Source organism: Planotetraspora sp. A-T 1434 (assembly GCF_025420585.1).
GTDB lineage: Bacteria > Actinomycetota > Actinomycetes > Streptosporangiales > Streptosporangiaceae > JAOEGB01.
The window spans coordinates 36,999-60,242 of the sequence record NZ_JAOEGB010000035.1; the positions used below are offsets into that span (position 1 = coordinate 36,999).

At 69.4% G+C, this 23,244-nt stretch carries 26 protein-coding genes and 1 tRNA gene; 14 read left to right on the top strand and 13 right to left on the bottom strand.

Annotated elements, in window-relative coordinates:
* Window positions 1-6: 6 nt before the first annotated feature.
* A complete protein-coding gene (locus N5079_RS31685) occupies window positions 7-1,644 on the bottom strand; it encodes a DUF2207 domain-containing protein (RefSeq protein WP_261587861.1) in 1,638 nt (545 codons plus the stop codon).
* 60 nt (window positions 1,645-1,704) lie between these two features.
* Between N5079_RS31685 and N5079_RS31690 the strand changes: the two genes are divergently transcribed.
* The gene (locus N5079_RS31690) at window positions 1,705-2,676 is read left to right on the top strand and encodes a magnesium transporter CorA family protein (protein ID WP_261587862.1); all 972 of its coding nucleotides are present in this window, start codon (window positions 1,705-1,707) and stop codon (window positions 2,674-2,676) included.
* A gap of 124 nt (window positions 2,677-2,800) precedes the next feature.
* Here N5079_RS31690 and N5079_RS31695 read toward each other — a convergent pair whose 3' ends face one another.
* Complete coding sequence (locus tag N5079_RS31695) at window positions 2,801-3,541, bottom strand: lytic polysaccharide monooxygenase (RefSeq protein WP_261587863.1); 741 nt, start codon at window positions 3,539-3,541, stop codon at window positions 2,801-2,803.
* 184 nt (window positions 3,542-3,725) lie between these two features.
* Between N5079_RS31695 and lepB the strand changes: the two genes are divergently transcribed.
* Window positions 3,726-4,463, top strand: a complete 738-nt coding sequence (lepB, locus tag N5079_RS31700) for a signal peptidase I (protein ID WP_315967902.1) — start codon at window positions 3,726-3,728, stop codon at window positions 4,461-4,463.
* Between the two features lie 23 nt (window positions 4,464-4,486).
* Here lepB and N5079_RS31705 read toward each other — a convergent pair whose 3' ends face one another.
* The 5 genes from N5079_RS31705 to N5079_RS31725 all read right to left on the bottom strand — a co-directional run bounded on the left by N5079_RS31705 (window position 4,487) and on the right by N5079_RS31725 (window position 7,215).
* Window positions 4,487-4,828, bottom strand: a complete 342-nt coding sequence (locus N5079_RS31705; RefSeq protein ID WP_261587864.1) for a DUF2516 family protein — start codon at window positions 4,826-4,828, stop codon at window positions 4,487-4,489.
* A gap of 166 nt (window positions 4,829-4,994) precedes the next feature.
* Entirely contained in the window at window positions 4,995-5,438 is a 444-nt protein-coding gene (locus tag N5079_RS31710; protein WP_261587865.1) for a hypothetical protein, read from the bottom strand.
* Between the two features lie 3 nt (window positions 5,439-5,441).
* On the bottom strand, window positions 5,442-5,879 hold the full coding sequence (locus tag N5079_RS31715) for a helix-turn-helix domain-containing protein (protein WP_261587866.1): 438 nt from the start codon (window positions 5,877-5,879) through the stop codon (window positions 5,442-5,444).
* A gap of 68 nt (window positions 5,880-5,947) precedes the next feature.
* The gene (locus tag N5079_RS31720; RefSeq protein WP_261587867.1) at window positions 5,948-6,862 is read right to left on the bottom strand and encodes a M56 family metallopeptidase; all 915 of its coding nucleotides are present in this window, start codon (window positions 6,860-6,862) and stop codon (window positions 5,948-5,950) included.
* The gene (locus N5079_RS31725) at window positions 6,859-7,215 is read right to left on the bottom strand and encodes a BlaI/MecI/CopY family transcriptional regulator (RefSeq protein ID WP_261587868.1); all 357 of its coding nucleotides are present in this window, start codon (window positions 7,213-7,215) and stop codon (window positions 6,859-6,861) included. The genes N5079_RS31720 and N5079_RS31725 overlap by 4 nt, the downstream gene beginning before the upstream one ends.
* A gap of 51 nt (window positions 7,216-7,266) precedes the next feature.
* Here N5079_RS31725 and N5079_RS31730 point away from each other — a divergent pair, with 51 nt between their 5' ends.
* On the top strand, window positions 7,267-7,797 hold the full coding sequence (locus N5079_RS31730) for an O-acetyl-ADP-ribose deacetylase (RefSeq protein ID WP_261587869.1): 531 nt from the start codon (window positions 7,267-7,269) through the stop codon (window positions 7,795-7,797).
* 51 nt (window positions 7,798-7,848) lie between these two features.
* Here N5079_RS31730 and N5079_RS31735 read toward each other — a convergent pair whose 3' ends face one another.
* From N5079_RS31735 to N5079_RS31745, 3 genes are all read right to left on the bottom strand, one after another.
* Window positions 7,849-8,352, bottom strand: a complete 504-nt coding sequence (locus N5079_RS31735) for a GNAT family N-acetyltransferase (protein ID WP_261587870.1) — start codon at window positions 8,350-8,352, stop codon at window positions 7,849-7,851.
* Between the two features lie 78 nt (window positions 8,353-8,430).
* Window positions 8,431-9,240, bottom strand: a complete 810-nt coding sequence (locus N5079_RS31740) for a class I SAM-dependent methyltransferase (RefSeq protein WP_261587871.1) — start codon at window positions 9,238-9,240, stop codon at window positions 8,431-8,433.
* Window positions 9,237-9,986 carry an SDR family NAD(P)-dependent oxidoreductase gene (locus N5079_RS31745; protein ID WP_261587872.1) on the bottom strand — a complete coding sequence of 250 codons (750 nt, stop codon included), beginning with the start codon at window positions 9,984-9,986 and terminating at the stop codon, window positions 9,237-9,239. The genes N5079_RS31740 and N5079_RS31745 overlap by 4 nt, the downstream gene beginning before the upstream one ends.
* Window positions 9,987-10,111: 125 nt before the next feature.
* On the opposite strand from N5079_RS31745, the gene mshA reads away from it, so the two are divergent.
* The 3 genes from mshA to N5079_RS31760 all read left to right on the top strand — a co-directional run bounded on the left by mshA (window position 10,112) and on the right by N5079_RS31760 (window position 12,741).
* A complete protein-coding gene (mshA, locus tag N5079_RS31750; RefSeq protein ID WP_261587873.1) occupies window positions 10,112-11,395 on the top strand; it encodes a D-inositol-3-phosphate glycosyltransferase in 1,284 nt (427 codons plus the stop codon).
* 10 nt (window positions 11,396-11,405) lie between these two features.
* Entirely contained in the window at window positions 11,406-11,936 is a 531-nt protein-coding gene (locus N5079_RS31755; RefSeq protein ID WP_261587874.1) for a YbjN domain-containing protein, read from the top strand.
* Between the two features lie 64 nt (window positions 11,937-12,000).
* Window positions 12,001-12,741, top strand: coding sequence for a phosphoglyceromutase (locus tag N5079_RS31760; protein ID WP_261587875.1), 741 nt, complete (start codon window positions 12,001-12,003; stop codon window positions 12,739-12,741).
* A 229-nt stretch (window positions 12,742-12,970) separates the two neighbouring features.
* On the opposite strand, the gene phoU is transcribed toward N5079_RS31760, so the two are convergent.
* Window positions 12,971-13,624, bottom strand: a complete 654-nt coding sequence (phoU, locus tag N5079_RS31765; protein ID WP_261587876.1) for a phosphate signaling complex protein PhoU — start codon at window positions 13,622-13,624, stop codon at window positions 12,971-12,973.
* Between the two features lie 153 nt (window positions 13,625-13,777).
* On the opposite strand from phoU, the gene N5079_RS31770 reads away from it, so the two are divergent.
* Both N5079_RS31770 and N5079_RS31775 read left to right on the top strand, forming a co-directional pair.
* A complete protein-coding gene (locus N5079_RS31770; RefSeq protein ID WP_410007849.1) occupies window positions 13,778-14,917 on the top strand; it encodes a sensor histidine kinase in 1,140 nt (379 codons plus the stop codon).
* Complete coding sequence (locus N5079_RS31775) at window positions 14,914-15,603, top strand: response regulator transcription factor (protein ID WP_261587877.1); 690 nt, start codon at window positions 14,914-14,916, stop codon at window positions 15,601-15,603. The genes N5079_RS31770 and N5079_RS31775 overlap by 4 nt, the downstream gene beginning before the upstream one ends.
* Window positions 15,604-15,742: 139 nt before the next feature.
* Here the strand turns inward: N5079_RS31775 and N5079_RS31780 are convergent, their stop codons facing one another.
* A complete protein-coding gene (locus N5079_RS31780; protein ID WP_261587878.1) occupies window positions 15,743-16,378 on the bottom strand; it encodes a copper chaperone PCu(A)C in 636 nt (211 codons plus the stop codon).
* Between the two features lie 259 nt (window positions 16,379-16,637).
* On the opposite strand from N5079_RS31780, the gene N5079_RS31785 reads away from it, so the two are divergent.
* The 3 genes from N5079_RS31785 (at window position 16,638) to N5079_RS31795 (ending at window position 18,058) form a co-directional block, all read left to right on the top strand.
* On the top strand, window positions 16,638-17,120 hold the full coding sequence (locus tag N5079_RS31785; protein WP_030510364.1) for a CarD family transcriptional regulator: 483 nt from the start codon (window positions 16,638-16,640) through the stop codon (window positions 17,118-17,120).
* Between the two features lie 17 nt (window positions 17,121-17,137).
* Window positions 17,138-17,593 (top strand): 2-C-methyl-D-erythritol 2,4-cyclodiphosphate synthase, encoded by a 456-nt coding sequence (gene ispF, locus N5079_RS31790; protein WP_261587879.1) that lies wholly within the window; start codon window positions 17,138-17,140, stop codon window positions 17,591-17,593.
* 195 nt (window positions 17,594-17,788) lie between these two features.
* Window positions 17,789-18,058 carry a GlsB/YeaQ/YmgE family stress response membrane protein gene (locus N5079_RS31795; protein ID WP_261587880.1) on the top strand — a complete coding sequence of 90 codons (270 nt, stop codon included), beginning with the start codon at window positions 17,789-17,791 and terminating at the stop codon, window positions 18,056-18,058.
* Between the two features lie 237 nt (window positions 18,059-18,295).
* Here N5079_RS31795 and N5079_RS31800 read toward each other — a convergent pair whose 3' ends face one another.
* On the bottom strand, window positions 18,296-20,380 hold the full coding sequence (locus tag N5079_RS31800) for a DUF2637 domain-containing protein (protein WP_261587881.1): 2,085 nt from the start codon (window positions 20,378-20,380) through the stop codon (window positions 18,296-18,298).
* Between the two features lie 322 nt (window positions 20,381-20,702).
* Here N5079_RS31800 and cysS point away from each other — a divergent pair, with 322 nt between their 5' ends.
* From cysS to N5079_RS31815, 3 genes are all read left to right on the top strand, one after another.
* A complete protein-coding gene (cysS, locus tag N5079_RS31805) occupies window positions 20,703-22,097 on the top strand; it encodes a cysteine--tRNA ligase (protein WP_261587882.1) in 1,395 nt (464 codons plus the stop codon).
* A 21-nt stretch (window positions 22,098-22,118) separates the two neighbouring features.
* A complete protein-coding gene (rlmB, locus tag N5079_RS31810; protein WP_261587883.1) occupies window positions 22,119-23,069 on the top strand; it encodes a 23S rRNA (guanosine(2251)-2'-O)-methyltransferase RlmB in 951 nt (316 codons plus the stop codon).
* Window positions 23,070-23,118: 49 nt separating this feature from the next.
* A tRNA-Thr gene (locus N5079_RS31815) sits at window positions 23,119-23,194 on the top strand.
* The last annotated feature ends 50 nt before the right edge of the window (window positions 23,195-23,244 follow it).

The window sequence follows — 23,244 nt, forward strand, 5'->3', positions numbered from 1 at the left end:
ACCGACTCAGAGGGAGCGGAGCTGGCGTGAGGTGGAGATGGCGCCCGAGGTCGTCATGGTGAAGGTCCGCATCGACCCGGCGAACTTGGACAGGTCCCACTCCGCCGGCCCGTGGTACCAGTGCAGGTTGTCCGCCGGCTGGCCGTTGCCGTTGATCGAGGTCACCACGCGGGCCCACCGGTCCACGCAGTCGAAGATCACCGCGTACGGCAGATAGCGGGAGAACAACTCGATCCGCTGGGCCGGCGGCACGTCGCCGATCTCGGCCGAGGACAGGTAGTCCCGGAATCCGATCGTGTGGGCGAGGGCGGCGGCGCCCTTGGCGGTCTTGGCGGGCATGTACTGGCCGCCGACGGCCAGCGCCGCCCCCGCCATGATCACGGCCGGCCCGAGCAGGCCGTACATGGTGAACCAGGCGAGCAGCGCCGTGGCCACGAGGCCGAGCCCGATGACGGCCACGCCGAGGGTGGTCCATCGCGACCTCACCGAGTCGGGCCGCCTCGCGAACCAGCCCTGCGTGACCACGTCCCGGTAGAGCGCGTCGCGGACCCTGCCGAGCCGGGCCGTGAAGGACCCGTGGAGCTGCGACAGGAGCACGGCGTCCCGCCCGTCGAAGATCGCGTCGTAGAGCGCGCGCTCGTACGGCAGCAGGCCGCTCAGCGCCGCCTGCGGCAGCAGGCTGCTCGCGGGAGCCTGGGCCAGCTTGACGAGCCGCCAGTCCGGGGCGTCGTAGGCCTGCCGCGGCTGCTCGTCGATCCTGAGGTAGCCCCGGACGGCGAGGTCCACGATGGTCGCCGTCACGTCGACCACGTCGGCCTGCTCGTCGAAGAGGGTGCCGATCTGCCCCGGCCGCACGCCGTCCGGGGGTGAGAACTGGCCGTTGTGGAGACCGCTGACCGTGCCGGACTCGCTGCCGACCACCCGGGCGTCCCGGCCGCGCGTCCAGTACAGCAGGCCGACGCCTCCGAGGAGCAGGAGCAGCAGCAGTGCGAGCGCCCCGCCGGTGACCGCGTTCAAGGTGAACGCGTTCGCCGGTTCGAAGCGGCGCTCCAGGATCGGCCCGGCTCCTGTGGCGCCCTTCTGGTAGCCGACGATCACGGTGAGGGTCTGCCCCGGCCCGAGGCCCTGCTGCTCGAACGTGGCCGCCCCGCCGGTCTCGTCGATCGAGGCCGCGGCGCAGGGGATCGCCGAGGTGAGCTCCCCGGCGAAGCACGACAGGTTCTGAATCTTCCCCGGACCGCTGACCTGCGCCGTCGCGTGCCCCACCGGCCCGGCCACGGCGAACCAGCGCAGCTCCTCACCGGTCGCCAGGGGAGTGATCGCGCCGGCCACGTCATACTCCACCGTGCCGCTGCCCTTGATCGTCAGCGTCTCGCCGTCGAAGGAGGCGCCCTTGACGTTCGAGATCCGGTAGAGGCGGTCGTGGCCGTCGTCATAGCGGGTCCGAGTGAGCGGGGTCCGCTCGACCGGCCCGCCGGACAGCGTGACGGCCTCCTTGACGTGGAGCACGCCGTCCCCGCGAAGCTCCATGGTCACGTCGTCCTCGGTGACGGTCCCCGAGGTCAGCGCCTCGGCATGCGCGGGGGTGGCCATGAGGACGGCGAGCAGCAAGGCGAGCCCGATCCTGCGGGCACGAACGACCATGAGCCAGCACCCTATCGGTCCCTTCTTGTACGGCTCACGCGCTCGATAGGCTGACTCCTCATGGGCCGGACCCGTCTGTACCGCAATGGAACCCTGGAGGCCGAGGGGTTCCCGGTCGCCGACGTCTCGGAGCATCTCAAGGACCCCTCCGCCGTCGTGTGGTTCGACATGTGTGAGCCCACGAGGGAGGAACTCCAGGAGATCAGCGAGGAGCTGGGCCTGCACGAGCTCGCCGTCGAGGACGTGCTTCAGCACAAGCAGCGGCCCAAGCTGGACGTCTACGAGAGCCACAAGTTCCTCAACATCTACGTCGCCGAGTTCGACCCCCGGACAGGACGGCTGGACATCACCGAGGCGTCGGCCTTCATCACGACGCACGCCCTGGTCACCGTACGGAACTCCGAGCGGTTCTCGATCGACGAGGTGATCAGGCGCTGGGACGAGTCGCCGAGCCTCGCCGAGCACGGCGTCGCCTTCCTCGTTCACGGCCTGCTCGACTACGTCGTGGACAGCCACTTCGTCGCCGTGGAGGCGATCGACGAGCAGATCGAGGCGCTGGAGGAGACGGTCTTCGACGAGCGGCCGGTCGGCCCCGCCGACCAGCGGCGCACCTTCGAGGTGCGCAAGAGCCTGGTGACCCTGCGCCGGGTCGTGATGCCGATGCGGGAGGTCGTCAACACGCTGATCCGCCGCAACACCGAGATGGGCGACGGGGTGATGGCCCCCTATTTCCAGGACGTGTACGACCAGGTGCTACGCGCCACCGAGTGGACGGAGTCGCTCCGTGACCTCGTGGGCAACATCCGCGAGGCGCATCTCACGATGCAGAGCAACCGGATGAACCTGATCATGAAAAGAGTGACGAGCTGGGCGGCGATCATCGCCGTGCCCACTATGATCACTGGCTTCTACGGGCAGAACATCCCTTTTCCTGGCTTCGGCCATGCCTGGGGCTTCTGGGTGTCCACGGCCGCCATCGTGGTCGTCTCGGCCGTTCTCTACCGGTCGTTCCGCAAGCGCGACTGGCTCTGACCGCCGGCGGGGTCTCGGATCTCTGGTGTCTCGGATGTCTCGGATTTCGGCACGCATGCCCGATCGAAGATCGGGGGTGGATGGTGGGGGCGCCGCGTCCGGGCCCGCGGTGCCCGTCAGTGGATCAGACTCTCTGCCACAGAGCCGGTACGTTCGGTGGTTCCCAGCCGGCCTGGGCGGTGTGGCTCTGGATGCAGCGGTAGGTCGCGCCGCCGTAGGTCACCGTGGCGCCCACTGTGTACGTGGTGCCCGCGGCCCAGGTCCCTCCGGGATTGGGGTTGGTCGGGGTGGGGGTCGGATTCGGGTTGGTCGGGGTGGGGGTAGGCGTGGGGGTGGGGTTGCCGCCACCGCCACCGCCGCCGATCTGCAGGTCGACGCACGAGTAGAAGGCGTTGACCGTGTCGGCGACGTTCCAGATGGCCAGGACCTTCTGCCTGCCGCTGAAGCCCGCCAGGCTCACGTTGTGCGAGACCGTCGCGCCGGGCTGCCTGCCTCCGTCGTTGAACACCGCGATCCGGGTGTTGCCGATGTAGTACTCCCACGTGCTGGTGGCGTGCCTGGCCGTCAGCGTCCAGTTGAAGGTGACGCTGCTGCCGACGGACGTGGCCGGCCAGGGCTTGCTCTCGTCACTGAGCTGGGCGAACCGGGCGACGCCGCCATGGCAGTTGCGCTGCCCCTTCGGCCCTTCCACGCTCTGCGGCTCGTAGATGATGTCGCCGCAGTTGGGGACGCGCCCTTGGGCGCAGTTGGCCTGCCGGCTCGGCGGCGACGAGATGTACCCGTGTGCCATCGCGGGGGAGGCGACGAACAGTGTCGCCGCGATGGTGACCAGGCTCACCGTGGCGAAGGTGATTGATCTTCGCATCTGGTGCTTCTTCCCTGGGGATGTTTCAAGGAATGTAAAAGAAAGTTTCTTAACAGTAAATGCCTGGGTGACGCTCTTTTCCCGATGCTGTCAGGCGCGGATGGTCGCGGACGCCGGGAGCCTTACCGCGCCAAGACACAGGGTCCACTAAGGTCGCGGGACGAGAGCCAAGCTACGGATCACGGTGCTTTACGCACCGTCCTACTGGGACGAGGTCAACGTGGTCGCGGAAGACACCGAGCAGACCGGCGCGCGTGGCAAGGCCAGGAAGGGGTCATGGTTACGTGAGTTCCCCGTCCTCATCGTCATGGCCCTGGGTCTGGCGTTGCTGATCAAGTCCTTCGTGGTCCAGGCGTTCTACATCCCGTCGGAGTCGATGCAGAACACCCTCCTCGTCAACGACCGGGTGCTGGTGAACAAGCTGGTCTATCACGTCCGCGACATCGAGCGGGGGGACATCGTCGTCTTCTCGGGCGTCGACTCCTGGGATCCCGAGGTTCCGTACGAGGAGCCCGGTAACCCGATCGCCGGGTTCTTCCACTGGGTGGGCACCGCCTTCGGCATCGTCCCGGGCGAGAAGGACTACATCAAGCGGGTCATCGGCGTGCCGGGGGACAACGTCAAGTGCTGCGATTCCAAGGGGCGGATCACCGTCAACGGCACCCCGCTCAACGAGCCCTACCTGTATCCGGGTGATATTCCGTCTGACATGTCCTTCGACGTCACCGTGCCGAAGGGCCGGCTGTGGGTGATGGGCGACCACCGATCCATGTCATATGACTCGCGGCGTCACACGGGCGACCCCGGCGGCGGCACGATCCCCATGGACAAGGTGATCGGACGGGCCTTCGTCCTCGTCTGGCCATTCGATCGGGCCAAGGTCCTGCCGATTCCCGACACGTTCGCCCACGTGGCACCATAAGCGGCCGCGAGCCGGGGGAAGGGTCACCAGGGGCCGTAGGGGCCCTGGTTGCCGCCGCCGCGGTACTCGTTGACCGCGGGCTTCACATCGGCCAGGTAGATGCCCGAGGCGATGACCGCCACGATGGTGAAGAAGCTCGGCAGCCCCATTCCTATGCCCATGTAATTGACGGCGGCGGCGAAGGTGAACAGCGTCGCCAAACCCAAAATGATGAGCCAGAGCTGCTTCGTCTGCTTCCCGGCTGCCGGGAAGGCGCGCGAAGGGATGCGGACCGCGTGGATGAGAGCCCAGACGCACAGGATGAAGGCGCCGACGGAGAGCAGCCAGAAGATGAGGCTCAGGATGCCGTTCACAGGCCCGAACATGGACTCTCCCAGACGGTCATGGTCGCTGTCGCCCCCAGACTAATGCCCTGGGCGACATTCGTAGCGGGGGTGCGCCGCCGTACGAACGCGAAGCGGCCCGCCCCCGCGGGTGCAGGAGCGGGCCGGGTGGACCTTATCCTCGCCGGGGAACCGGTCGTCCTCGCCGTCAGGCGCGGGTGGCCGGCTTGGTGCGAGGGGTGGGCTTCTTGGTGGTCGCCTCGGCGGCGATCGCCGGCTCGGCGCTCTCGGAGACCTCCTCGAGCTCCAGCGCGGCCTCGCCGCTCACCCTGCTCACGATCTTGCGGCCGCGCAGCGCGAGGTCCTCGTAGACCTCGTTGAACTTCGCGGCGGCGGTGTCGGCGTACTCCTTGGCCTTCTCCGGGAGGTCCTTGGCGACGGCCTCGGCCTTGTCCTGGACGGTGACGGCGTACGCCCGAGCCCTGACGGGAAGGTCCTTGGCCGTCTCGCGCAGCTCCTCCCGGCGGGACTGGAGCCTCTGCAGCTGCTCGGGCAGCTCGCGCAGCTTCTCGACGGCGAGGTCACCCGCGCCGGTCAGCGCGTAGAACGGCTTGGACTCGGTGATCTTCCTGACCTCGGTGGCGAGAGTCATGGGCTATCCTTCCTTCGTTTCCGGTGTGACGCCGTTACGCGAGGGAACCGGGTCGTCCCCGAAAGTCTCGGCCGATTGCGGCGGCCGGGCGGAGTCGTCGGCCCGGTTCTCCTTGCGGAACGACTCGTAGATATCGATGAGCACCTGGCGTTGCCGCCCGGTGAGTGTGACGTCGGCCCGGATCGCGGCCAGCACGTCGCTGTCGGGCTCGCGGTCCTCGATGAGGCCCGCCTGCACGTACAGCGCCTGAGCCGAGATGTGCAGACCCTTCGCGATCTGGTTCAGGATCTCGGCGCTCGGCTTGCGCAGGCCCCGCTCCACCTGGCTCAGGTAGGGGTTGGACACCCCCGCCTGGGCGGCGAGCTGGCGCAGAGAGATCTTCGCCTGCTGCCGCTGCTGGCGGATGTATTCGCCAAGCGAGCCAACCTTGGGCAGTTCCATGTCCCCAGTCTGCATGCTGGTGCTTGCAATTGCAAACTCGGCGGATAACACCAGCTAGCACCCAAGGCTCAGCCAGGAATCAGCCAAAGCAGAGGCGCGGAGGCGGCCAGCACGACGGATCCGGCCAGGATCAGGAACCGGTGGTACGCCGGAAGGCCGACGCCCGGCTGGACCAGCCGGTTGACCCGCGCCATCACGTTCGCCCCGGCGGAGGCGCCCAGCGCTCCCTGCGGGGTCGGAACCGCCGCCGCGGTCCCGAAGCGGAGCAGCGCGGTGGCCAGCCGCCTGGGGCAGCAGTGCCGTCGGGCCCGGTCGTCGGCCGCCATCTCGACGAGCAGCCCCACGGAGGCGTGCGCGTCCCGCACGACCTTCGACCAGGGCAGCGCCCGGCGCAGCGCCGCGAACGGCAGGAGCACGAGATCGTGCCGCTCCCGCACGTGCGCGGTCTCGTGCGCCAGCACGGCCTCCAGCTCACCGGGTGAGAGCAGGCTCAGCGTGCCGTCGCTGATCACCACCTGCGACTTCAGCCCAGGCAGGCAGTAGGCCGCGGCGCCCGGGTGGTCCACCACCCGGACCCCCGGTACGGCGGGCTCGTCGCGGGCGATGAGCGACAGCAGCACGCGGTGCCGGTGCCGGGCGCGGAACGTCTGCGCGCCGGCGGCCAGCAGCACCACGACGAGTACGGCGAGCATGGTCAGCCCGGTGACCAGGGCGCCCATCCTGACCAGGTCGTGCGGCTCGCGCACGCCGTACTCCAAGGTCGTCAGGAAGGCGGCGAGCCCGTGGACCACGCCCTGCCTGTACGGCTCGAGCGCATAGGCCAGCAGGGCGCCCGTGGAGGCGAGTCCCCAGGTGACACCGAGGGACTGCCAGAGCAGTATGGCCGTGCGAGGGGCACGCCACGTCCAGCGCGCCGAGGTCAGCCGCCAGGCGGCGACGGCGCAGACCGTGGCGAGGGCCGCTAAGACAGCCGCCGCGATCACTGCTCCTCCAGCTCCGTGAGGGCTTTTCGCAGGATTTCGGCCTCGGACCCGGAGACGGCCTGCGCGAAGCGTGTCAGCGCCGCGTCACGGTCACCGGTCAGGTCCAGGGCTTCGAGCATCAGCTCGGCGATGTAGGCATCGCGGCTCGCGGCGGGCTGGTAGCGCCAGGCGCGCCCATCCCTGGTGCGGCTGAGGAACCCCTTGCGGGAGAGTCGGTCGAGCACGGTCATCACCGTGGTGGGCGCGAGGTCGCGGTCCTCGATCAGGCGGCCGACCTCGCGGGCCGTCAGGGGGGCGTTCTCCGCCCACAGAATGTCCATGATGGTGCGTTCAAGCTCGCCGAGACCCTTCACGTCATTCAGCCTACTCGGGGTAGTACTACGTCCTGTAGAGAGGTGAACATCATGAAGATTGTTCTGGCTGAGGGTGACATCACCGAGCAGCGCGTGGACGCGATCGTCAACGCCGCGAACTCGTCCCTGATGGGCGGCGGAGGAGTCGACGGGGCCATCCACAGGCGCGGTGGCCCGGAGATCCTCGAGGAGTGCAGGGCGCTGCGCGCCTCGCGTTATGGGAACGGCCTGCCCACCGGGCAGGCGGTCGCCACCACGGCGGGACGGCTTCCGGCCCGGTGGGTGATCCACACCGTCGGTCCCGTGTACTCGCGAAGCGAGGACAGGTCCCATCTGCTGGCCTCCTGCTATCGGGAGTCGCTGCACGTCGCCGGCTCGCTGGGAGCCGCGACTGTGGCGTTCCCCGCCGTGTCCACCGGGGTCTACCGGTGGCCGATGGAGGACGCCGCCCGCATCGCCCTGTCGGCGGTACGGCAGGCCGGGTCGGGTGTCGCCCGGTCCGCCGTGCGTGAGGTGCGCTTCGTGCTGTTCAACCCCGGAGCCTATGCGGTCTTCGAGCGGGCCTTGGAGGAGATGGGGTAAGTGTTCGGTTAAGTCTCTTGGCCGCCGCTTTGGCGCCTTCGCCGGGCGCGATCACAGCCACTTCATCATGTAGATCTCGTCACGGTCGTCGCCGGGGGAGAGCCGGATCGACCGGGGGACCCTCCCGACCTCGCGGTAGCCGAGGCTCGCGTAGAACCCGTCCACCCCGGTGCCACCGCGGCAGGTCAGCTGGAGCATCTCCAGCCCGAGCCCTCTCGCGGCGTCGTCGGCGGCCAGCATGAGCTCCCGCCCGTAGCCCTTGCCCTGGTGCTTGGGGTGGACCATGACGCGCAGGACCCACCGCCAGTGCGCCCGCAGCCCCGACTGGCTGTCCGCGAGGATCAGCCACGACGCGACCCGGCCCTCGTCGTCGTAGCCGACGAGCAGGTCGTTGGCGGTGCCGGAGAACGACCTCTCGGCCGTGGGCCTGATGTCGTCCGGCGTCACGGGAGGGACGAACCCCACTGCTCCGCCCGCGTTGGTCACCTCGGTCCAGCAGTGCAGGAGGTCCTCGAACAGCTCGGGCGTCATCTCCGGTGCCAGGACGAAGCGCATGGCCCCGACGTTACCAATCCATGGTGAACGGAAGGCTCTCGGGAGTCCGCTTGCGGATCTTCACGGCTATCTTCGGTGCTATGGCCCCACGGCGGGCCAGGGGAGCGTCAGCTCGCCGAGGCGCCATCGCGACGGGCCCCCGGCAGGCGGCGCCGTCGCCACCGGCCAGTCGCGCGCCAGGAGCTCCGCCGTCCTGATCCAGCGCTGGCGGTAGCCGTACGGGCCGAAGGGCGCGCAGGTCGCCCAGGCCCGGTCCCAGTCCGCGAGGAACGCGTGGATCGGCTCGCCGGGGACGTTGCGGTGGATGAGCGTCTTGGGCAGCCGCTCGGCCAGGTCGGAGGGCCGCTCGAAGCCGGTGAAACGGGCCGCGAAGGTGAGCGTCCGGGGGCCGCCGGCCCCGAGCGCGGCCCACACGGCCCGATGGCCGATCTCCGAGCACGTCCCCTCGACGATCACGCCGGCCGGGTGGATCCGGCCGCGCAGCAGGTCCCAGTACTCCCAGGCCGCCGCCTCGCCGTACTGCCTGAGCACGTTGAAGGCGCGCACGACCATCGGCGGCCTGGCGACCGGCAGCTCGAACCCGCCCCTGGCGAAGGAGAGCCCCTCGCGCTCGTACGGCTTGGCCGCCGCGACGCGCTCGGGGTCGATCTCCACGCCCACGACCTCCACCGATGGGCACACCCGGCGCAACCTGGTGAAAAGCTCATATGTCGTGATGTGGGAGGCTCCGTAGCCGAGATCCACCACCAGCGGTTTCTCGTCCGCCCACGACCGGAGCAGCGGACCGTGGACCGCGGCGATCCAGCGGTCGGACCGCCGCAGCCGGTTGTGCCCCGTGGTCCCGCGAGTGATCGTCCCGATGGGCCGCGTTCCCGGGCGCGGCCTCACGCCCGTTCCGGCAGGCGGTACACCTTGTGCTGGGCCGCCTGCGCGCGGGGCCGTACGACCAGCCGGTCGATGTTCACGTGAGACGGCCGGGTGACGGCGAAGGCGATCACATCGGCGACGTCGTCGGCGGTCAGCGGGCCCGGAACGCCCTCGTAGACCTTGGCGGCCCGCTCGGCGTCGCCGCGGAAGCGGGTCAGCGAGAACTCGTCGGTTTGCACCATGCCGGGCGCGATCTCGATGATCCGCACGGGCTCGCCGACGAGCTCCAGCCGCAGCGTCTCGGTCATCGAGGTCTGCGCGTGCTTGGCCGCGCAGTAACCGCCGCCGCCCTCGTAGGAGACGAGCCCGGCGACCGACGTGAGCATCAGCAGGACGCCGTCGCCCGACTCGATCAGCTTGGGGAGCAGGGCCTTGGTCATCCGCAGTGAGCCCAGCACGTTCACGTCGTACATCCGCTGCCAGTCGTCCAGCAGCCCCTGCGCGACCGGCTCCAGGCCGAACGCCCCACCGGCGTTGTTGATCAAGACGTCGCAGCGCTCCAGCGAGGCGGCGAAGGCGTCCACGGACTCCTGCGAGGTCACGTCCAGAGTGACCGGGCGGATCGCCGGGATCTCGGCGGCCAGCTTGTCCAGCCGATCATGCCGCCGGGCCGCCGCCACGACGTCGAACCCCTCGGCCGCGAGCCGGCGGGCCGTCGCCTCACCGATGCCGCTGCTCGCGCCGGTCACCACTGCGGTCTTGGTCATGTTCGTCTCCAAACCCTCAGGTAGACCGACATCTTCTCAGGAGTCCCCGGGTGAAAGGCGACCGTAAGGGTCTCGGGAATGTTGGGGAGATCTTTTCGGTTTTACATCTCTCGGAGGTGGTTCGGGTGACGCTCAGACGGCGTCGGATCAACCGGGTCGCGACGATCAGCGTGCACACGTCCCCGCTGGACCAGCCGGGAACCGGCGACGCGGGAGGCATGAACGTCTACATCGTCGAGGTTGCCAAGCGGCTCGCGGCGCTCGGGACGGAAGTGGAGATCTTCACCCGGCAGACGGCCCGCGACCTTCCTCCCGTGGCGGAGATCGCCCCCGGTGTCCTGGTCCGCCACGTCACCGCCGGGCCGTACGAGGAGCTCGACCGGTCCGACCTTCCCGGCGAGCTGTGCGGGTTCCTCTCCGGCGTGCTGCGCACCGAGGCGATGTACGACCCGGGCCGCTACGACCTGATCCACTCCCACTACTGGCTGTCCGGCCAGGTCGGCTGGCTCGCCAAGGAGCGCTGGGGCGTGCCGCTCGTGCACACGATGCACACCATGGCCAAGGTCAAGAACCTCCTGCTGGCGGACGGCGACAAGCCCGAGCCGGCCATGCGGGTGATCGGCGAGGAGCAGGTCGTGGAGATCGCCGACCGCGTCGTGGCCAACACCACCGCCGAGGCCGAGGAGCTGATCGAGCTCTACAACGCGCCGGCCGAGCGCGTGGCCGTCGTGAACCCCGGTGTGAACCTGACCGTCTTCCAGCCAGCGTCCAAGGGCGCCGCCCGGCACCGGCTCGGCCTGCCGCAGGACGCCCACGTGTTGCTGTTCGTCGGCCGCATCCAGCCGCTCAAGGCTCCCGACGTGCTGCTCAGGGCGGCCGCGCGGATGCTTCGGCACAACCCCGCCCTGAGGTCGCGGCTCGTCGTGGCCTGCGTCGGCGGCCCCAGCGGCAACGGCCTGGCCCGGCCGTCGCTGCTCACCGACCTCGCCGCCGAGCTCGGCATCTCCGACGTCGTACGGCTCGCGCCCCCGGCCCCGCAGTACGAGCTGGCCGACTGGTACCGCGCCGCCGACGTGACCGTGGTCCCGTCCCACAACGAGTCGTTCGGCCTCGTCGCGCTGGAGTCGCAGGCGTGCGGCACCCCCGTCGTCGCCGCGGCCGTCGGAGGGCTGCGCACGGCCGTCAAGGACGGGGTGTCCGGCGTCCTCGTCGAGGGGCACTGCCCGGACGACTGGGCCAAGGCGCTGGGCCGGCTCGTCGACCGCCCGGCCTGGCTCGACTACCTGTCCGCCAACGCCGTACGGCACGCCACCGCCTTCGGCTGGTCCGCGACGGCCGCCCGCCTGGTCGACGTGTACGCGGACGCCATGGCCCAGCAGCAACGGACGCCCCTCGCGGTCAACTCGTAGGCTGGGGACCATGAGATCCGATCCCGCAGGCCGTGATCTGGAAGGCCGCGATCTGGAAGGCCGCGATCTGGAAGGCGTGGTGGAGTCCGCGCTGAAGTCCGCCGAGCTGGCCTACGAGCGGCCGAAACCGGGGGCGTTCCTCGTCAAGCTGCCTGGCCAGCACAAGCTGGCCACGCTCACCTGGCTCGTCATCGGCGACCAGGCGCTCAACGTCGAGGCGTTCTTCTGCCGCCAGCCCGACGAGAACCACGCCGAGTTCTACCGCTGGCTGCTGCTCAAGAACGGCTCGATGTACGGCGTGCACTTCGCCGTCGATCCGATCGGCGACGTCCACCTGGTCGGCCGCGTTCCGCTCGACGCGGTGACGGAAGAGGAGATCGACCGCGTCCTCGGCTGCGTGCTGACCTACTCCGACGAGTCGTTCGACCGGGCCCTGGAGCTGGGTTTCGCGTCCTCGATCCGCCGCGAGTGGGAATGGCGGGTCAAGCGAGGGGAGTCCCTGGCCAACCTGCAGGCATTCGCCCGCGTGGTGGAGTCCTAGATGGCGTCTTTGACACGCCTTCGGTAAAGCGGGGCGAAAGCCGTACGCCGTTAAGATTGGCGGCATGGCGACTTTGGTGCTGCTGAGGCACGGCGAGAGCGAATGGAATGTCAAGGGCCTGTTCACCGGCTGGGTGGACGTCACACTCTCGCCCACCGGCGAGGAGGAGGCGCGCCGGGGCGGGCAACTGCTCCTTGACGCGGGAATCCGCCCCGACGTGGTGCACACCTCGGTGCTCACGCGGGCGATCAAGACGGCCAACCTCGCGCTGGAGGCGGCCGACCTGCTGTGGCTGCCGGTGCGCCGCTCCTGGCGGCTGAACGAGCGCCACTACGGCGCCCTGCAGGGCAAGGACAAGGCCCAGACCCGGGCGGAGTTCGGCGACGAGCAGTTCATGCTGTGGCGCCGGTCCTACGACGTCCCGCCGCCGCCCATCGCGGACGACGACGAGTTCTCCCAGTTCGGCGACCCCCGGTACGCCCTGCCGTCCGAGCTGATCCCCCGGACCGAGTGCCTGAAGGACGTCGTCGAGCGCATGCTGCCGTACTGGTACGACCAGATCGTGCCGGACCTGGCGGCCGGCAAGACCGTGCTGGTCGTGGCGCACGGCAACTCCCTGCGCGCCCTGGTCAAGCACCTCGAGGGGATCAGCGACGAGGACATCGCCGCCCTCAACATCCCGACCGGCATCCCGCTGCGCTATGAGCTGGACGACGACTTCCGCCCCATCGGCGAAGGCCGCTACCTCGACCCCGAGGCCGCCCAAGCCGCGATCGAGGCCGTGGCCAACCAAGGCAAGAAGTAGCACGGCTGCCTGGCCAACCGGTCTGCGAGGGGCGCGGCCGTGTCTGGACTGAGGAGCCGAGTGGGGAGCGAGGAACGAGCGACCCCGAGCGACGAGGGCTGTGTTCATCGCGCGCCTCCGGCACGACCCCATGGCCTCAAAGGCGCCCCGAGCCCGCCGCGCCGGAGGCGCGGCAAATGAACACGAAAGCCCCGGCCCCCCGAGGACCGGGGCTTTCGAGCTTGGGGGGTCAGGCCGGGTCGTTCGAGCGGGTCCCGGTGACCAGGTAGACGACGTCGCGGGCGACGCGGACGGCGTGGTCGGCGTAGCGCTCGTAGAAGCGGCCGATCAGGGTGATGTCGATGGCGGCCTCGATGCCGTGGGTCCACTCCTTGGCGAGGAGGACGCGGAACAGCCGCCGGTGCAGGCGGTCCATCTCGTCGTCGTCCTCCTCCAGCTCCTTGGCGAGCTCGACGTCTCGGGACGCGATGCAACTGCCGGTCTTGGTGATCAGGTCCTCGGCGATCGCGCCCATCCGCACGATGGTGTCGCGCAGCTCGGCCGGGATGGCCGACTCGGGGTGCCGCATCCTGGCGATCTTGGCGATGTGCTCGGCGAGGTCGCCCATGCGCTCCAGGTCGGCGGCCATGCGCAGAGCGGTCACCACGGTGCGCAGGTCGACGGCGACGGGCTGCTGCGTCGCCATGACCTCGTAGATCGACGTCTCGATCTCGGCGTAGATCCGGTCGACCTCGGCGTCCTGAGAGATCACACTCTCTGCGAGCTGCAGGTCGGCGTCCAGCAGCGCCGTCGTGCCCCTCGACATGGCGGACCGGACAAGACGGGTCATCTCGACCAGCCGATCCGTGAGGGCTTCAAGCTCATCGTGGTAGGCGTCGCGCATGCCGTCACGCTACGCGTGAATTCATGAACGAACCCCGACCAGTAAATGAACTTTTCCGGAAACACCATGGTCATGCGCTATCCGGCAGTCAGGAAGGTGAGAAACGCCGCCTAGCATTTGAGCGTGAACGAGTTGCTGGCGAGCCTAGCGGCGATGGGCGGATTCGTCCTCGGCTCCTTCGTCATGCTGGCGATCCGACGACAGACCGGCCAGGCGCAGGAGCCGGAACCCGTTGACGACATGCTGTCTCCCGGCGTGGCGTCCGTCCTGGCGGTGCTTCCCTCCTCGGCGGTCGTCCTCGACCGCGAGGACCGGGTGCTCCGGGCCAGCTCGGCCGCCCGCGCCTTCGGCCTGGTGCGGGGAGACTCCCTCATGGCCGCCGAGCTGCTGGCCCTCGCGAGGAAGGTCCGACGGGACGGCGAGATCCGCGAGAGCGAGATCGAGACGGCCGGCCGTAAGTTCGGCCAGGAGTCGACGACCTTCGCCGTCCGGGTCGCGCCGCTGGGGTCCCACGGCCAGGTGCTGGTCCTCGCGGAGGACCAGACCGAGCGCCGCAGGGTCGAGGCGGTCCGGCGCGACTTCGTCGCCAACGTGAGCCACGAGCTCAAGACCCCGGTCGGTGCGCTGAGCCTGCTGGCGGAGACGATCCAGGACGCGGCCGACGACCCCGAGGCGGTCACGCGCTTCGCGGGGCGCATGCAGCACGAGGCGGCCCGGCTGACCTATCTGGTGCAGGACCTCATCACGTTGTCCCGGATCCAGGGCGGAGAGCCGATCCCGACCCCCGGGTGCGTTCCCATCGACGAGGCCGTCCACGAGGCAATCGACAGGTGCAACACCAAGGCGTCCTCCAAGGACATCACCCTCGTCGCCGGAGGCAGCGAGGGCCTGAAGATCTGGGGTGACGACGAGCTCCTGGTGACCGCGCTGCGCAATCTGATCGACAACGCCGTGGCCTACAGCCCCGAGCACACCCGTGTCGTGGTGAGCGCGAGGCCCGCGGGGGGATCCGTCGAGATCAGCGTCAGCGACCAGGGCATCGGCATCCCGGAGAGCGCCCAGGAGCGGATCTTCGAAAGGTTCTTCCGAGTCGACGCGGCCAGGTCCCGGGCCACCGGTGGCACCGGGCTGGGGCTCGCGATCGTCAAGCACGTCGCCGTCGCCCATGGCGGCGAGGTGACCGTCTGGAGCAAGGAAGGCTCCGGCTCGACCTTCACCCTTCGCCTGCCCGCCTTCGGCGGGAAGGCCGTCGCCGAACCACGCACAACCATCCCCCTGGAGGCCGCGAAGTGACTCGGGTACTCGTCGTCGAGGACGAGGAGTCGTTCTCCGACGCCTTGTCCTACATGCTCCGCAAGGAAGGGTTCGAGGTCGCCGTGGCGGCCAGCGGCCCCGAGGCGCTGGACACCTTCGACCGCAACGGCGCAGACCTGGTGTTACTCGACCTCATGCTGCCCGGCCTGCCCGGGACGGAGGTGTGCCGATCGCTGCGGCAGCGGTCCAAGGTCCCGGTGATCATGCTGACCGCCAAGGACAGTGAGATCGACAAGGTCGTGGGCCTGGAGCTGGGCGCCGACGACTATGTGACCAAGCCGTTCTCGTCACGTGAGCTGGTGGCCCGCATCCGGGCCGTGCTGCGGCGGCAGGGCGACGTGGAGGAGCTGGAGTCCGCGATCCTCGCCGCGGGCCCGGTCCGGATGGACGTCGACCGGCATATCGTGGCCGTCCGAGGCCAGCAGGTGCAGTTGCCGCTGAAGGAGTTCGAGCTGCTGGAGGTGCTGCTCCGCAACGCCGGCCGGGTGCTGACCCGCGGCCAGCTCATCGACCGAGTCTGGGGCGCCGACTACGTCGGGGACACCAAGACGCTCGACGTCCACGTGAAGCGGTTGCGGGCCAAGGTCGAGTCCGACCCGTCCAACCCGCGCTGCATCCTCACCGTCCGCGGTCTGGGCTACAAGTTCGACCCCGCCGAGGAATGACCTGACCGCCGGCCGAGGTTGGCGAGCCGAGCTCACGAGCCGAACCTCATGACCCCAATCTCACAAGCCGAGCTTCACAAGCCACGTCGAAACCCGTGTCCGGTACGGCATGCCGTACCGGACACGGGTTTCGGCCTGTCTAGGCGGCGGGGGTCGCCGAGCCTGAGGGCGTCGGGGCGGGCGTGACGCCCGTGGCCGGGGCGCTGGGCGACGAGATCGGGGCGCTCGGGCTCGCGGCCGGCTGCGCGGCCGGGGGCAGTGTGGCGAACTCGCGGCTTCGCGTGACGACCGGCACCGACAGCGCGATGTCGCCGGCGTTCTTGAACTGCAGCGTCAACTGCAGGCTCTCGCCGCCGCGCAGAGGCTGCTTGAGACCCTCCACCGTGACACCGGGTGTCTTGGCCAGGGTGCCGGGCGCCAGCTGGATCGGGCCGGGGGCCTTCACGGAGGTGGCCTGCTGCTCGTTCGACACGATGCCGGTCAGGGCGTCCGGGGTGCCCGTGCTGTTCACGAGGGTCAGGTAGAGCGGTGCCGAGCCTCCGGCGGCGATCTGGCCGCCCGCGTCCGGCCCGAGGATGAACGCCTGGCTGATCTTGACGCCGTTCTGGCCGTAGGCCTTGCCCGAGCCGGTGTCCTGGATCAGGACCCCCGCCTCGGTGGGGCTGTACGGGTTGTTGGTGTTGGCGTCGAACCCGGCGCCACACGCGGCCAGCGCAGGGATGGCGGCCAGGAGCGCGGCAACGGCGATCGCCCTGCGACGGCTGGTGCTGGTCACGGTTCGAGTTCTCCTTGGTGCGCACGTTTATGGGCAGGCTTCAGCCTATCCGCGCCACCTGTCGGTCCGGAGGCGGCTCCCTGGTCACCGAACCCGTAGCAGTGCAGGTCATCCCGTATGTCGAGAATGGCGATTCATAGAGTTGAGCCGTTGTCAAGCCCCAAAACGAGGCTTTGACCTGCAGTTATGTTCCTTTCACTGTTCCGGGAGGCTGTAACCGCGTGGTACTCTGGAGTACAGCGGAAGGGGTACTCGTCACATGACTTTCCAGGTCGGCGACACTGTCGTCTACCCCCACCATGGGGCTGCTCGGATCGAGGCCATCACGACCCGAACCATCAAGGGTGAGGAAAAGACCTACTTGGTGCTGAAGGTCGACAAGGGCGACCTCACTGTCCAGGTGCCAGCTGAGAATGCCGAGCTCGTCGGTGTACGCGACGTCGTCGGCCAAGAAGGGCTCGAGCGCGTTTTCGACGTGTTGCGCATGCCGCACACGGAGGAGCCCACCAACTGGTCCCGCCGCTACAAGGCCAACCTGGAGAAGCTGGCGTCCGGCGACGTCAACAAGGTGGCCGAGGTCGTTCGCGACCTGTGGCGACGCGATAAGGAGCGCGGGCTGTCCGCGGGTGAGAAGCGGATGCTGGCCAAGGCGCGGCAGATACTGGTCAGTGAGCTCGCGCTGGCCGAGAAGACCAACGAGGACAAGGCCGAGGCCTTGCTCGATGAGGTGCTCAACTCCTGAACACGACATCGCCAAGGGTGGGCATCGGAGTCGATGTCCACCCTTTCGCGTCTGGCAGGGAGCTTCATCTGGCCGGCCTGCACTGGCCCGGTGAGACCGGGCTCGCGGGGCATTCGGATGGCGACGCCGCCGCGCACGCGTGCTGCGACGCTCTGCTCTCGGCGGCCGGCCTGGGGGACCTCGGCGGGCTCTTCGGCACCTCCGACCCCCGCTGGGCGGGCGCCTCGGGCGTCGCGCTCCTGGAGGAGACGGCCCGGCAGGTGCGGGCCGCCGGGTTCGAGATCGGCAACGTGGCCGTCCAGGTCATCGGAAACCGCCCCAAGCTGGCGCCTCGCCGTGCAGAGGCGGAGAAGGCGCTGGGGGCCGCCATAGGCGCTCCTGTGAGTGTGAGCGCCACCACGACGGACGGCCTGGGTCTCACCGGACGCGGAGAAGGCGTCGCGGCCATGGCAACCGCCCTGGTCTTTCAGTGAATGACTCGGTCCAAACGGACATGTCAACCGCAATGCGGCCAGAAGCGTCTCATTAGCACGTGGGCGGCGGCTCGAAACCTGGCGCGGAAACGGGTCGCCGCCCTCTGTCTTTTTCTTTTGCTGGACGCATATTTCCCCGATGTGGGGTAGCCCACCTTCTGAGAGTGAAGGGGTCACCCTCAACGGGAGGTCGATATGACAATCGAGTCCATTCTCGGCGCCATCATCATCGGTGCGATCATCGGTGCTCTGGGACGTCTGATCCTGCCGGGCCGGCAGCCGATCGGCTGGATTCTGACCGTCGTCGTCGGCATCGTCGCGGCGCTGATCGGAACCGCCCTCGCGCAGGTGCTCGGCGTGAAGACCACCCCCGGCATCGACTGGATCGAACTGGTCATGCAGGTGGTGCTGGCGATCGTCGGTGTCGGCCTCGTCGCCGGTCTCCGTGGTCGAACGCGTGTATGAGGCTGACGCAGGCGGTCACCCGCCCGCGTCCTAGCCCAAGAGGAAAGGCCCGGACGATCCTCCCCTGGACCGTCCGGGCCTTTCCTCATGCCCCTGCTCTTTCACCCGCGCCAGGCGCTTGGCCCGGCTCACCTCGGCCTGTCCCGGGGCGCCTGCCACGCTGACGGCGCCCCCTGCCACCTTCGGCGCGGCTGGGCGTTCTGTGTATACAGCTCGGTGGCGTGGGCGTTCTATGTATCAGCTCGGCGGGCGTGGGGTGCTTCGCATGCGGCCGGACGGCGGTGCCAGCGGCACCCCGTCTTCGGTGCTGGTGTTGCTGGTACTGGCGCTGGTGCCGGTGGGAGCGTCGTCGGCGGCAGGAGTTCCGGCCCCCGAGCCGTACGGCTGCCGCCGCGTCGCGCTCCGCTCGTCCGGGTCGGCCGCCTCGGCGGCGTGTGCGGGGTCGGGGGCAGACGCGGGGTCGGCAGTGTGGGCGGGGTCGGCAGTGTGGGCGTGGGCCGGTTTGGGGACGTCACGGATCTGCCGCATCGGCTGCGTGTCGACCCCCGTCTCGTCCACGTGCGAGCTCTCGTCCACGTGCGAGCTCTCGTCCGTCTCCGAGTGCTCGTCCGTCTCCGAGTGCTCGCTCGTCTCCGAGTGGGCCGTCTCGGAGCCCTGGTCCGTTTCCGAGCCGGCGGAGGCTTCCGGAGAGCCGGATTCCAGCGCTGAGGTGGCCGTTGGGGTCTCCGAAGCGCCTTCGGCACCGCCGGCCGGCGATGCGGCCTCTTCCGCAGCAGGCGCGGGTTCCGGAGCGTCGGCATGCGGCTTCGCACCCGGGGTGTTGGGAGCGTCGGCATCCGGCTCCGAGGCGGTTGCCGGGGCTTCTGGGACTTCCGGACGCGGCTGAGAGTAGCGGCGGGCGATCTCTTCGGCGGCCTCGCCGTACCGTCTCGACAGCTCCGCGGACGCCTCGTCCGAGGCTGCGACGATCGGTACGGCGGTGCCCGGCTGATCCTCTTCGCGGGACGGCTCGGTTCCCGCGGCGGTCTCAGGGCTGCGATCACGTCCCGAAAGGCTGTCCTGGTCACCCAGGGGCTCCGCTTCGGCGACAGGCGTGCTCTTCCCGGTGGCAGAAGACGCTTCCTCCTGCGCGGGGGTCTCTCCGGGCCCCTTGGGACGGGGGTGGACGAGCACATCCCCCGTGTGGGGGCGGACGAAATCGCCCCAGCGGATGGGACGGTTCCGCCTCGGGGTGGTCGGCCGAGCGGGCTCCGACGGTGGCGGGAGAGTGCCCAGTGGCGGAAGCTCGTCCACCGGCGGCGTCTGGGGAGCCGCCGTCGGAGGAACCACCGGCATGACGTCGGGCTCGGCAGCCCCGGAGTCAGCAGACGGCGCGTAGTCGTCGTCGGACTCCGTGCCAACGAGCGGCCTGCCGGGCGCCGATCCGCCGCCCACACGAGGGGCGGTCTCCGGGTCGGCGGCGCCCACGCCGCTTCCGCCGGTTTCGGATTGGGTGCTTGGACGGGGTCGGCCGGTTGCTGAATCCGCGTCCACATGCGGCCGGCGGGGTTCGGCGTCGGCATCGAGCCCGCCCGAGTCGGTGTCGCGGCCCCCGAACGGCGAGTCCACGTCATGGCCGGACTCGGAGGCCGGGGTGACCGGCAGCGGCGGGGCGTACTCGGGCGGGGCGACGGTCTCGGCGACCGGGCTGACCGGTAACGGCGGAGCGTAGTCCGGCGGAGCCACGGCCTCGGGCACGACGGTGTAGGGCGCTGTGGGGCCCTGGGCCGTACCACCCCTGCGAGACTCCCGCTCGCCGTCGAAGGGCACGATCTCACCCGCGTCTCCGACATCGTCAAGGTCGGCCCTGCTGGCCCGCGCGTGTTTGAGGAGGACGAGCAGCATCCAGAGCCCGAGGGCCAGCATCACCCACGGCAGCAGGGCGACGACGATCGCCGCTTGGCGCGGGTCGAAAGTGGCACCGGCGGCGGAGGCCACCGTCGCCGCGGCGGCCGCCGCCAGCAGGAGGAGCAGCACGAGGCCCGCCTGCAGCCGCACCAGAAGCCGCCCGCCGCCCAGAAGCAGCACACTGAGCAGGGCGACGACCAGGAGGGCGTCGAAAGCGGTCGGGTACAGGTAGGCGAGACGTGGTTGCGCGTGGCCGGTGATGGCGAGGGCGCGCAGGTCGTCGAAGGAGAGCGCGCACGCCGCCCCTGTGAGCACGGCGACGGCGAGGCCGGCGAGGCCGATCGCGAGGCGGCGCAGCAGCAGCGGGGCGCCTGCGGGCGTAGGTCGGGACGGGCGGGAGGCCATGCCTGCCGCACCGGGGGGAGTCGCGTCCATGGCCTTCCGAGCCTACAGAATCGGTCCGACGATCGATCGTCACTGCGAGATCAGCAGCCTGAAGATCGAGATGGTGCCCCACGGGTCTTCGCCTCATGCGACGCGACGGCCGGCGGACGAATCGGAGCAGCACGGAGCGCCATATCGGGCGCTTCGTCAATCGACTCACCTCACCAGCGATAGGTGAGTTAAGCGGTTTCTGCGCTTATGGAGTGACTTATGGGACCAAAGTGCTAGCCGTAGGAGGCGAGAAGGCAACACCGCTTGCTTCACGGGGCACAAGTAGGCATGTGCTGCGGCATGAGGCGTTAGCCTTGCCTTCGTGAGCCTGAACCTCTACGACACCAGCACGCGTACGGTCCGCGAATTCGTTCCGGTCGAGCCCGGCCGGGTCTCGATGTACCTGTGTGGTGCGACCGTTCAGGCTCCGCCGCACATCGGGCACATCAGGTCCGGCCTCAACTTCGACGTGCTGCGCAGGTGGCTGCTGCGTGAGGGTTACGACGTGACCTTCTGCCGCAACGTCACCGACCTCGACGACAAGATCATCCGGGTGGCCTCGGAAGAGGGCGTGCCCTGGTTCGTCGTCTCGGAGCGTAACCAGCGCGCCTTCACCTGGGCGTACGACCAGCTCGGCTGCCTTCCGCCGACGGTCGAGCCCCGCGCGATGGGCCACGTGCCGGAGATGGTCGAGCTGATGCGGCGGCTGATCGACAAGGGTCACGCCTACGTCGCGGGCGGCGACGTCTACTTCGACGTCGTCTCCTACGCCGACCGGTACGGCAAGCTCTCCAACCAGAAGCTCGAGAACATGCGGGCGGCCGGGGACACCGACACCGACTCGCTCAAGCGCGACCCGCGTGACTTCGCCCTGTGGAAGGGCGCAAAGCCGGGCGAGCCGACCTGGCCCACTCCGTGGGGCCGGGGCCGTCCCGGCTGGCACCTGGAATGCTCGGCGATGGCCACCAAATATCTCGGCGGCACTTTCGACATCCACGGCGGCGGCGTCGACCTGCTCTTCCCGCACCACGAGAACGAGATCGCCCAGTCACAGGCGGCGGGCGACGGGTTCGCGCGCTACTGGCTGCACAACGGCATGCTGAAGCTCGGCGGCGAGAAGATGAGCAAGTCGCTCGGCAACTCGCTGCTCATCCCGGACATGCTCCGCAAGGTGCGGCCGGTTGAGCTGCGCTACTACCTCGTGGCGGCCCACTACCGCTCGGCGATCGACTACTCGGAGGAGGCCCTCCAGGAGGCCGCCGCCGGTTACCGGCGCATCGAGGGATTCATCACGCGAGCGGTAGAGGTGATCCACGACGTGGACGCGGCGGCGCCGCTGCCGCAGGCGTTCGTGGACGCCATGAACGACGATCTCAACGTGTCCCAGGCGCTGGCCGTGATCCACGAGGTCGTCCGCGAGGGCAACGTGGCCTTGGCGCACGGCAACAAGGAACAGGTCGCCCGGCTGCTTGCTGAGACGCAGAACATGCTCGACGTGCTCGGCCTCGACCCCCGGTCGGAGCAGTGGCGCGTGAGCGGCGACTCAGGCCTCCACGAGGTCGTGGAAGCGCTGGTCGCCGTCGCCCTGGAGCAGCGGCAGGCGGCCCGGGCGCGCAGAGACTACGCGGCCGCCGACGCGATCCGCGACCAGCTGGCCGCGGCCGGTGTCGTCGTCGAGGACACCCCCCAGGGCCCGCGTTGGGAGCTGGCACGCTAGGCGGGCCGTACCCTAGAGACCATGGCGGGAAAGGCTTCAGGGAAGCCCTCGAAGAAGCAGGGCCCCACGAGGGGCACCGGTGGCAAGGTGCGGCGTTCCCTGGAGGGCAAGGGCGCGACGCCCCCTGCGCACATGCGGCACTGGTACAAGGACAAGGCCCGTGCTGAGCGGATCGAGCGTGAGGGCAGCGGCCGGCCTGGCCGCACCCCGAGCCGCGCCCGCAAGGAGGACGCGCCCGAGGTCATCGGTGGCCGTAACCCGGTTGTCGAGGCGCTCCGCGCCGGCGTGCCGGCGAATGCCCTGTATGTCGCGCAGCGGATCGAGAACGACGACCGCGTGCGGGAGGCCATCAAGATCGCGGCGGATCGCGGCATCGCGCTGCTGGAGGTCTCGCGGGACAAGCTCGACCGGCTGACGGAGGGCGGCGTCCACCAGGGCATCGGCCTGCAGATCCCGGCGTACGAGTACGCCCATCCCGAGCAGCTCGTCGAGAACGCCCGCGACGCAGCCGAGGTTCCGCTGATCGTCGCACTGGACGGTGTGACCGACCCGCGCAACCTGGGCGCGATCGCCCGTTCGGCCACCGCGTTCGGCGCTCACGGGCTTCTCGTGCCGTCGCGTCGCTCCGCCGGAGTCACCGCCGGTGCCTGGAAGACCTCGGCGGGAACGCTGGCCAACCTGCCGGTCGCGCGGGCGGCGAACCTGACCCAGACGCTCCAGGCGTACCGCGAGGACGGCCTGTTCGTCATCGGCCTCGACGGCACCGCCACGCTCGATGTCGCCGATGTGGAGCTCGCGACCGAGCCGCTGGTCGTGGTCGTCGGCTCGGAGGGCAAGGGCCTGTCCCGTCTCGTCCGCGAAGCCTGTGACCAGGTCGTCCGCATCCCGATGAACGCGGCGGCCGAGTCGCTCAACGCCGGAGTGGCCGCCGGGATCGCGCTCTACGAGGTCGCCCGCCACCGCCGCCGGTGATTTCACCGTGACGGTACGGCCCGCGGACCACTAAACTCGTAGGCGATGTGCCGCCTTAGCTCAATCGGCAGAGCATCTGTCTTGTAAACAGAAGGTCTGGGGTTCGATTCCCCAAGGCGGCTCCAAGGCCAAAGGCCCCTCGCGATCATCGCAGGGGCCTTTGGAGTACGTCTGG

What these genes read in the sequence shown, in the direction of transcription:
- N5079_RS31685 (WP_261587861.1), bottom strand. Translation starts at nt 1,644, where the DNA reads ATGGTCGTTCGTGCCCGCAGGATCGGGCTCGCCTTGCTGCTCGCCGTC.
- N5079_RS31690 (WP_261587862.1), top strand. Translation starts at nt 1,705, where the DNA reads ATGGGCCGGACCCGTCTGTACCGCAATGGAACCCTGGAGGCCGAGGGG.
- N5079_RS31695 (WP_261587863.1), bottom strand. Translation starts at nt 3,541, where the DNA reads ATGCGAAGATCAATCACCTTCGCCACGGTGAGCCTGGTCACCATCGCG.
- N5079_RS31705 (WP_261587864.1), bottom strand. Translation starts at nt 4,828, where the DNA reads ATGTTCGGGCCTGTGAACGGCATCCTGAGCCTCATCTTCTGGCTGCTC.
- N5079_RS31710 (WP_261587865.1), bottom strand. Translation starts at nt 5,438, where the DNA reads ATGACTCTCGCCACCGAGGTCAGGAAGATCACCGAGTCCAAGCCGTTC.
- N5079_RS31715 (WP_261587866.1), bottom strand. Translation starts at nt 5,879, where the DNA reads ATGGAACTGCCCAAGGTTGGCTCGCTTGGCGAATACATCCGCCAGCAG.
- N5079_RS31730 (WP_261587869.1), top strand. Translation starts at nt 7,267, where the DNA reads ATGAAGATTGTTCTGGCTGAGGGTGACATCACCGAGCAGCGCGTGGAC.
- N5079_RS31735 (WP_261587870.1), bottom strand. Translation starts at nt 8,352, where the DNA reads ATGCGCTTCGTCCTGGCACCGGAGATGACGCCCGAGCTGTTCGAGGAC.
- N5079_RS31745 (WP_261587872.1), bottom strand. Translation starts at nt 9,986, where the DNA reads ATGACCAAGACCGCAGTGGTGACCGGCGCGAGCAGCGGCATCGGTGAG.
- N5079_RS31755 (WP_261587874.1), top strand. Translation starts at nt 11,406, where the DNA reads ATGAGATCCGATCCCGCAGGCCGTGATCTGGAAGGCCGCGATCTGGAA.
- N5079_RS31760 (WP_261587875.1), top strand. Translation starts at nt 12,001, where the DNA reads ATGGCGACTTTGGTGCTGCTGAGGCACGGCGAGAGCGAATGGAATGTC.
- phoU (WP_261587876.1), bottom strand. Translation starts at nt 13,624, where the DNA reads ATGCGCGACGCCTACCACGATGAGCTTGAAGCCCTCACGGATCGGCTG.
- N5079_RS31770 (WP_410007849.1), top strand. Translation starts at nt 13,778, where the DNA reads ATGGGCGGATTCGTCCTCGGCTCCTTCGTCATGCTGGCGATCCGACGA.
- N5079_RS31785 (WP_030510364.1), top strand. Translation starts at nt 16,638, where the DNA reads ATGACTTTCCAGGTCGGCGACACTGTCGTCTACCCCCACCATGGGGCT.
- N5079_RS31795 (WP_261587880.1), top strand. Translation starts at nt 17,789, where the DNA reads ATGACAATCGAGTCCATTCTCGGCGCCATCATCATCGGTGCGATCATC.
- N5079_RS31800 (WP_261587881.1), bottom strand. Translation starts at nt 20,380, where the DNA reads ATGGACGCGACTCCCCCCGGTGCGGCAGGCATGGCCTCCCGCCCGTCC.
- rlmB (WP_261587883.1), top strand. Translation starts at nt 22,119, where the DNA reads ATGGCGGGAAAGGCTTCAGGGAAGCCCTCGAAGAAGCAGGGCCCCACG.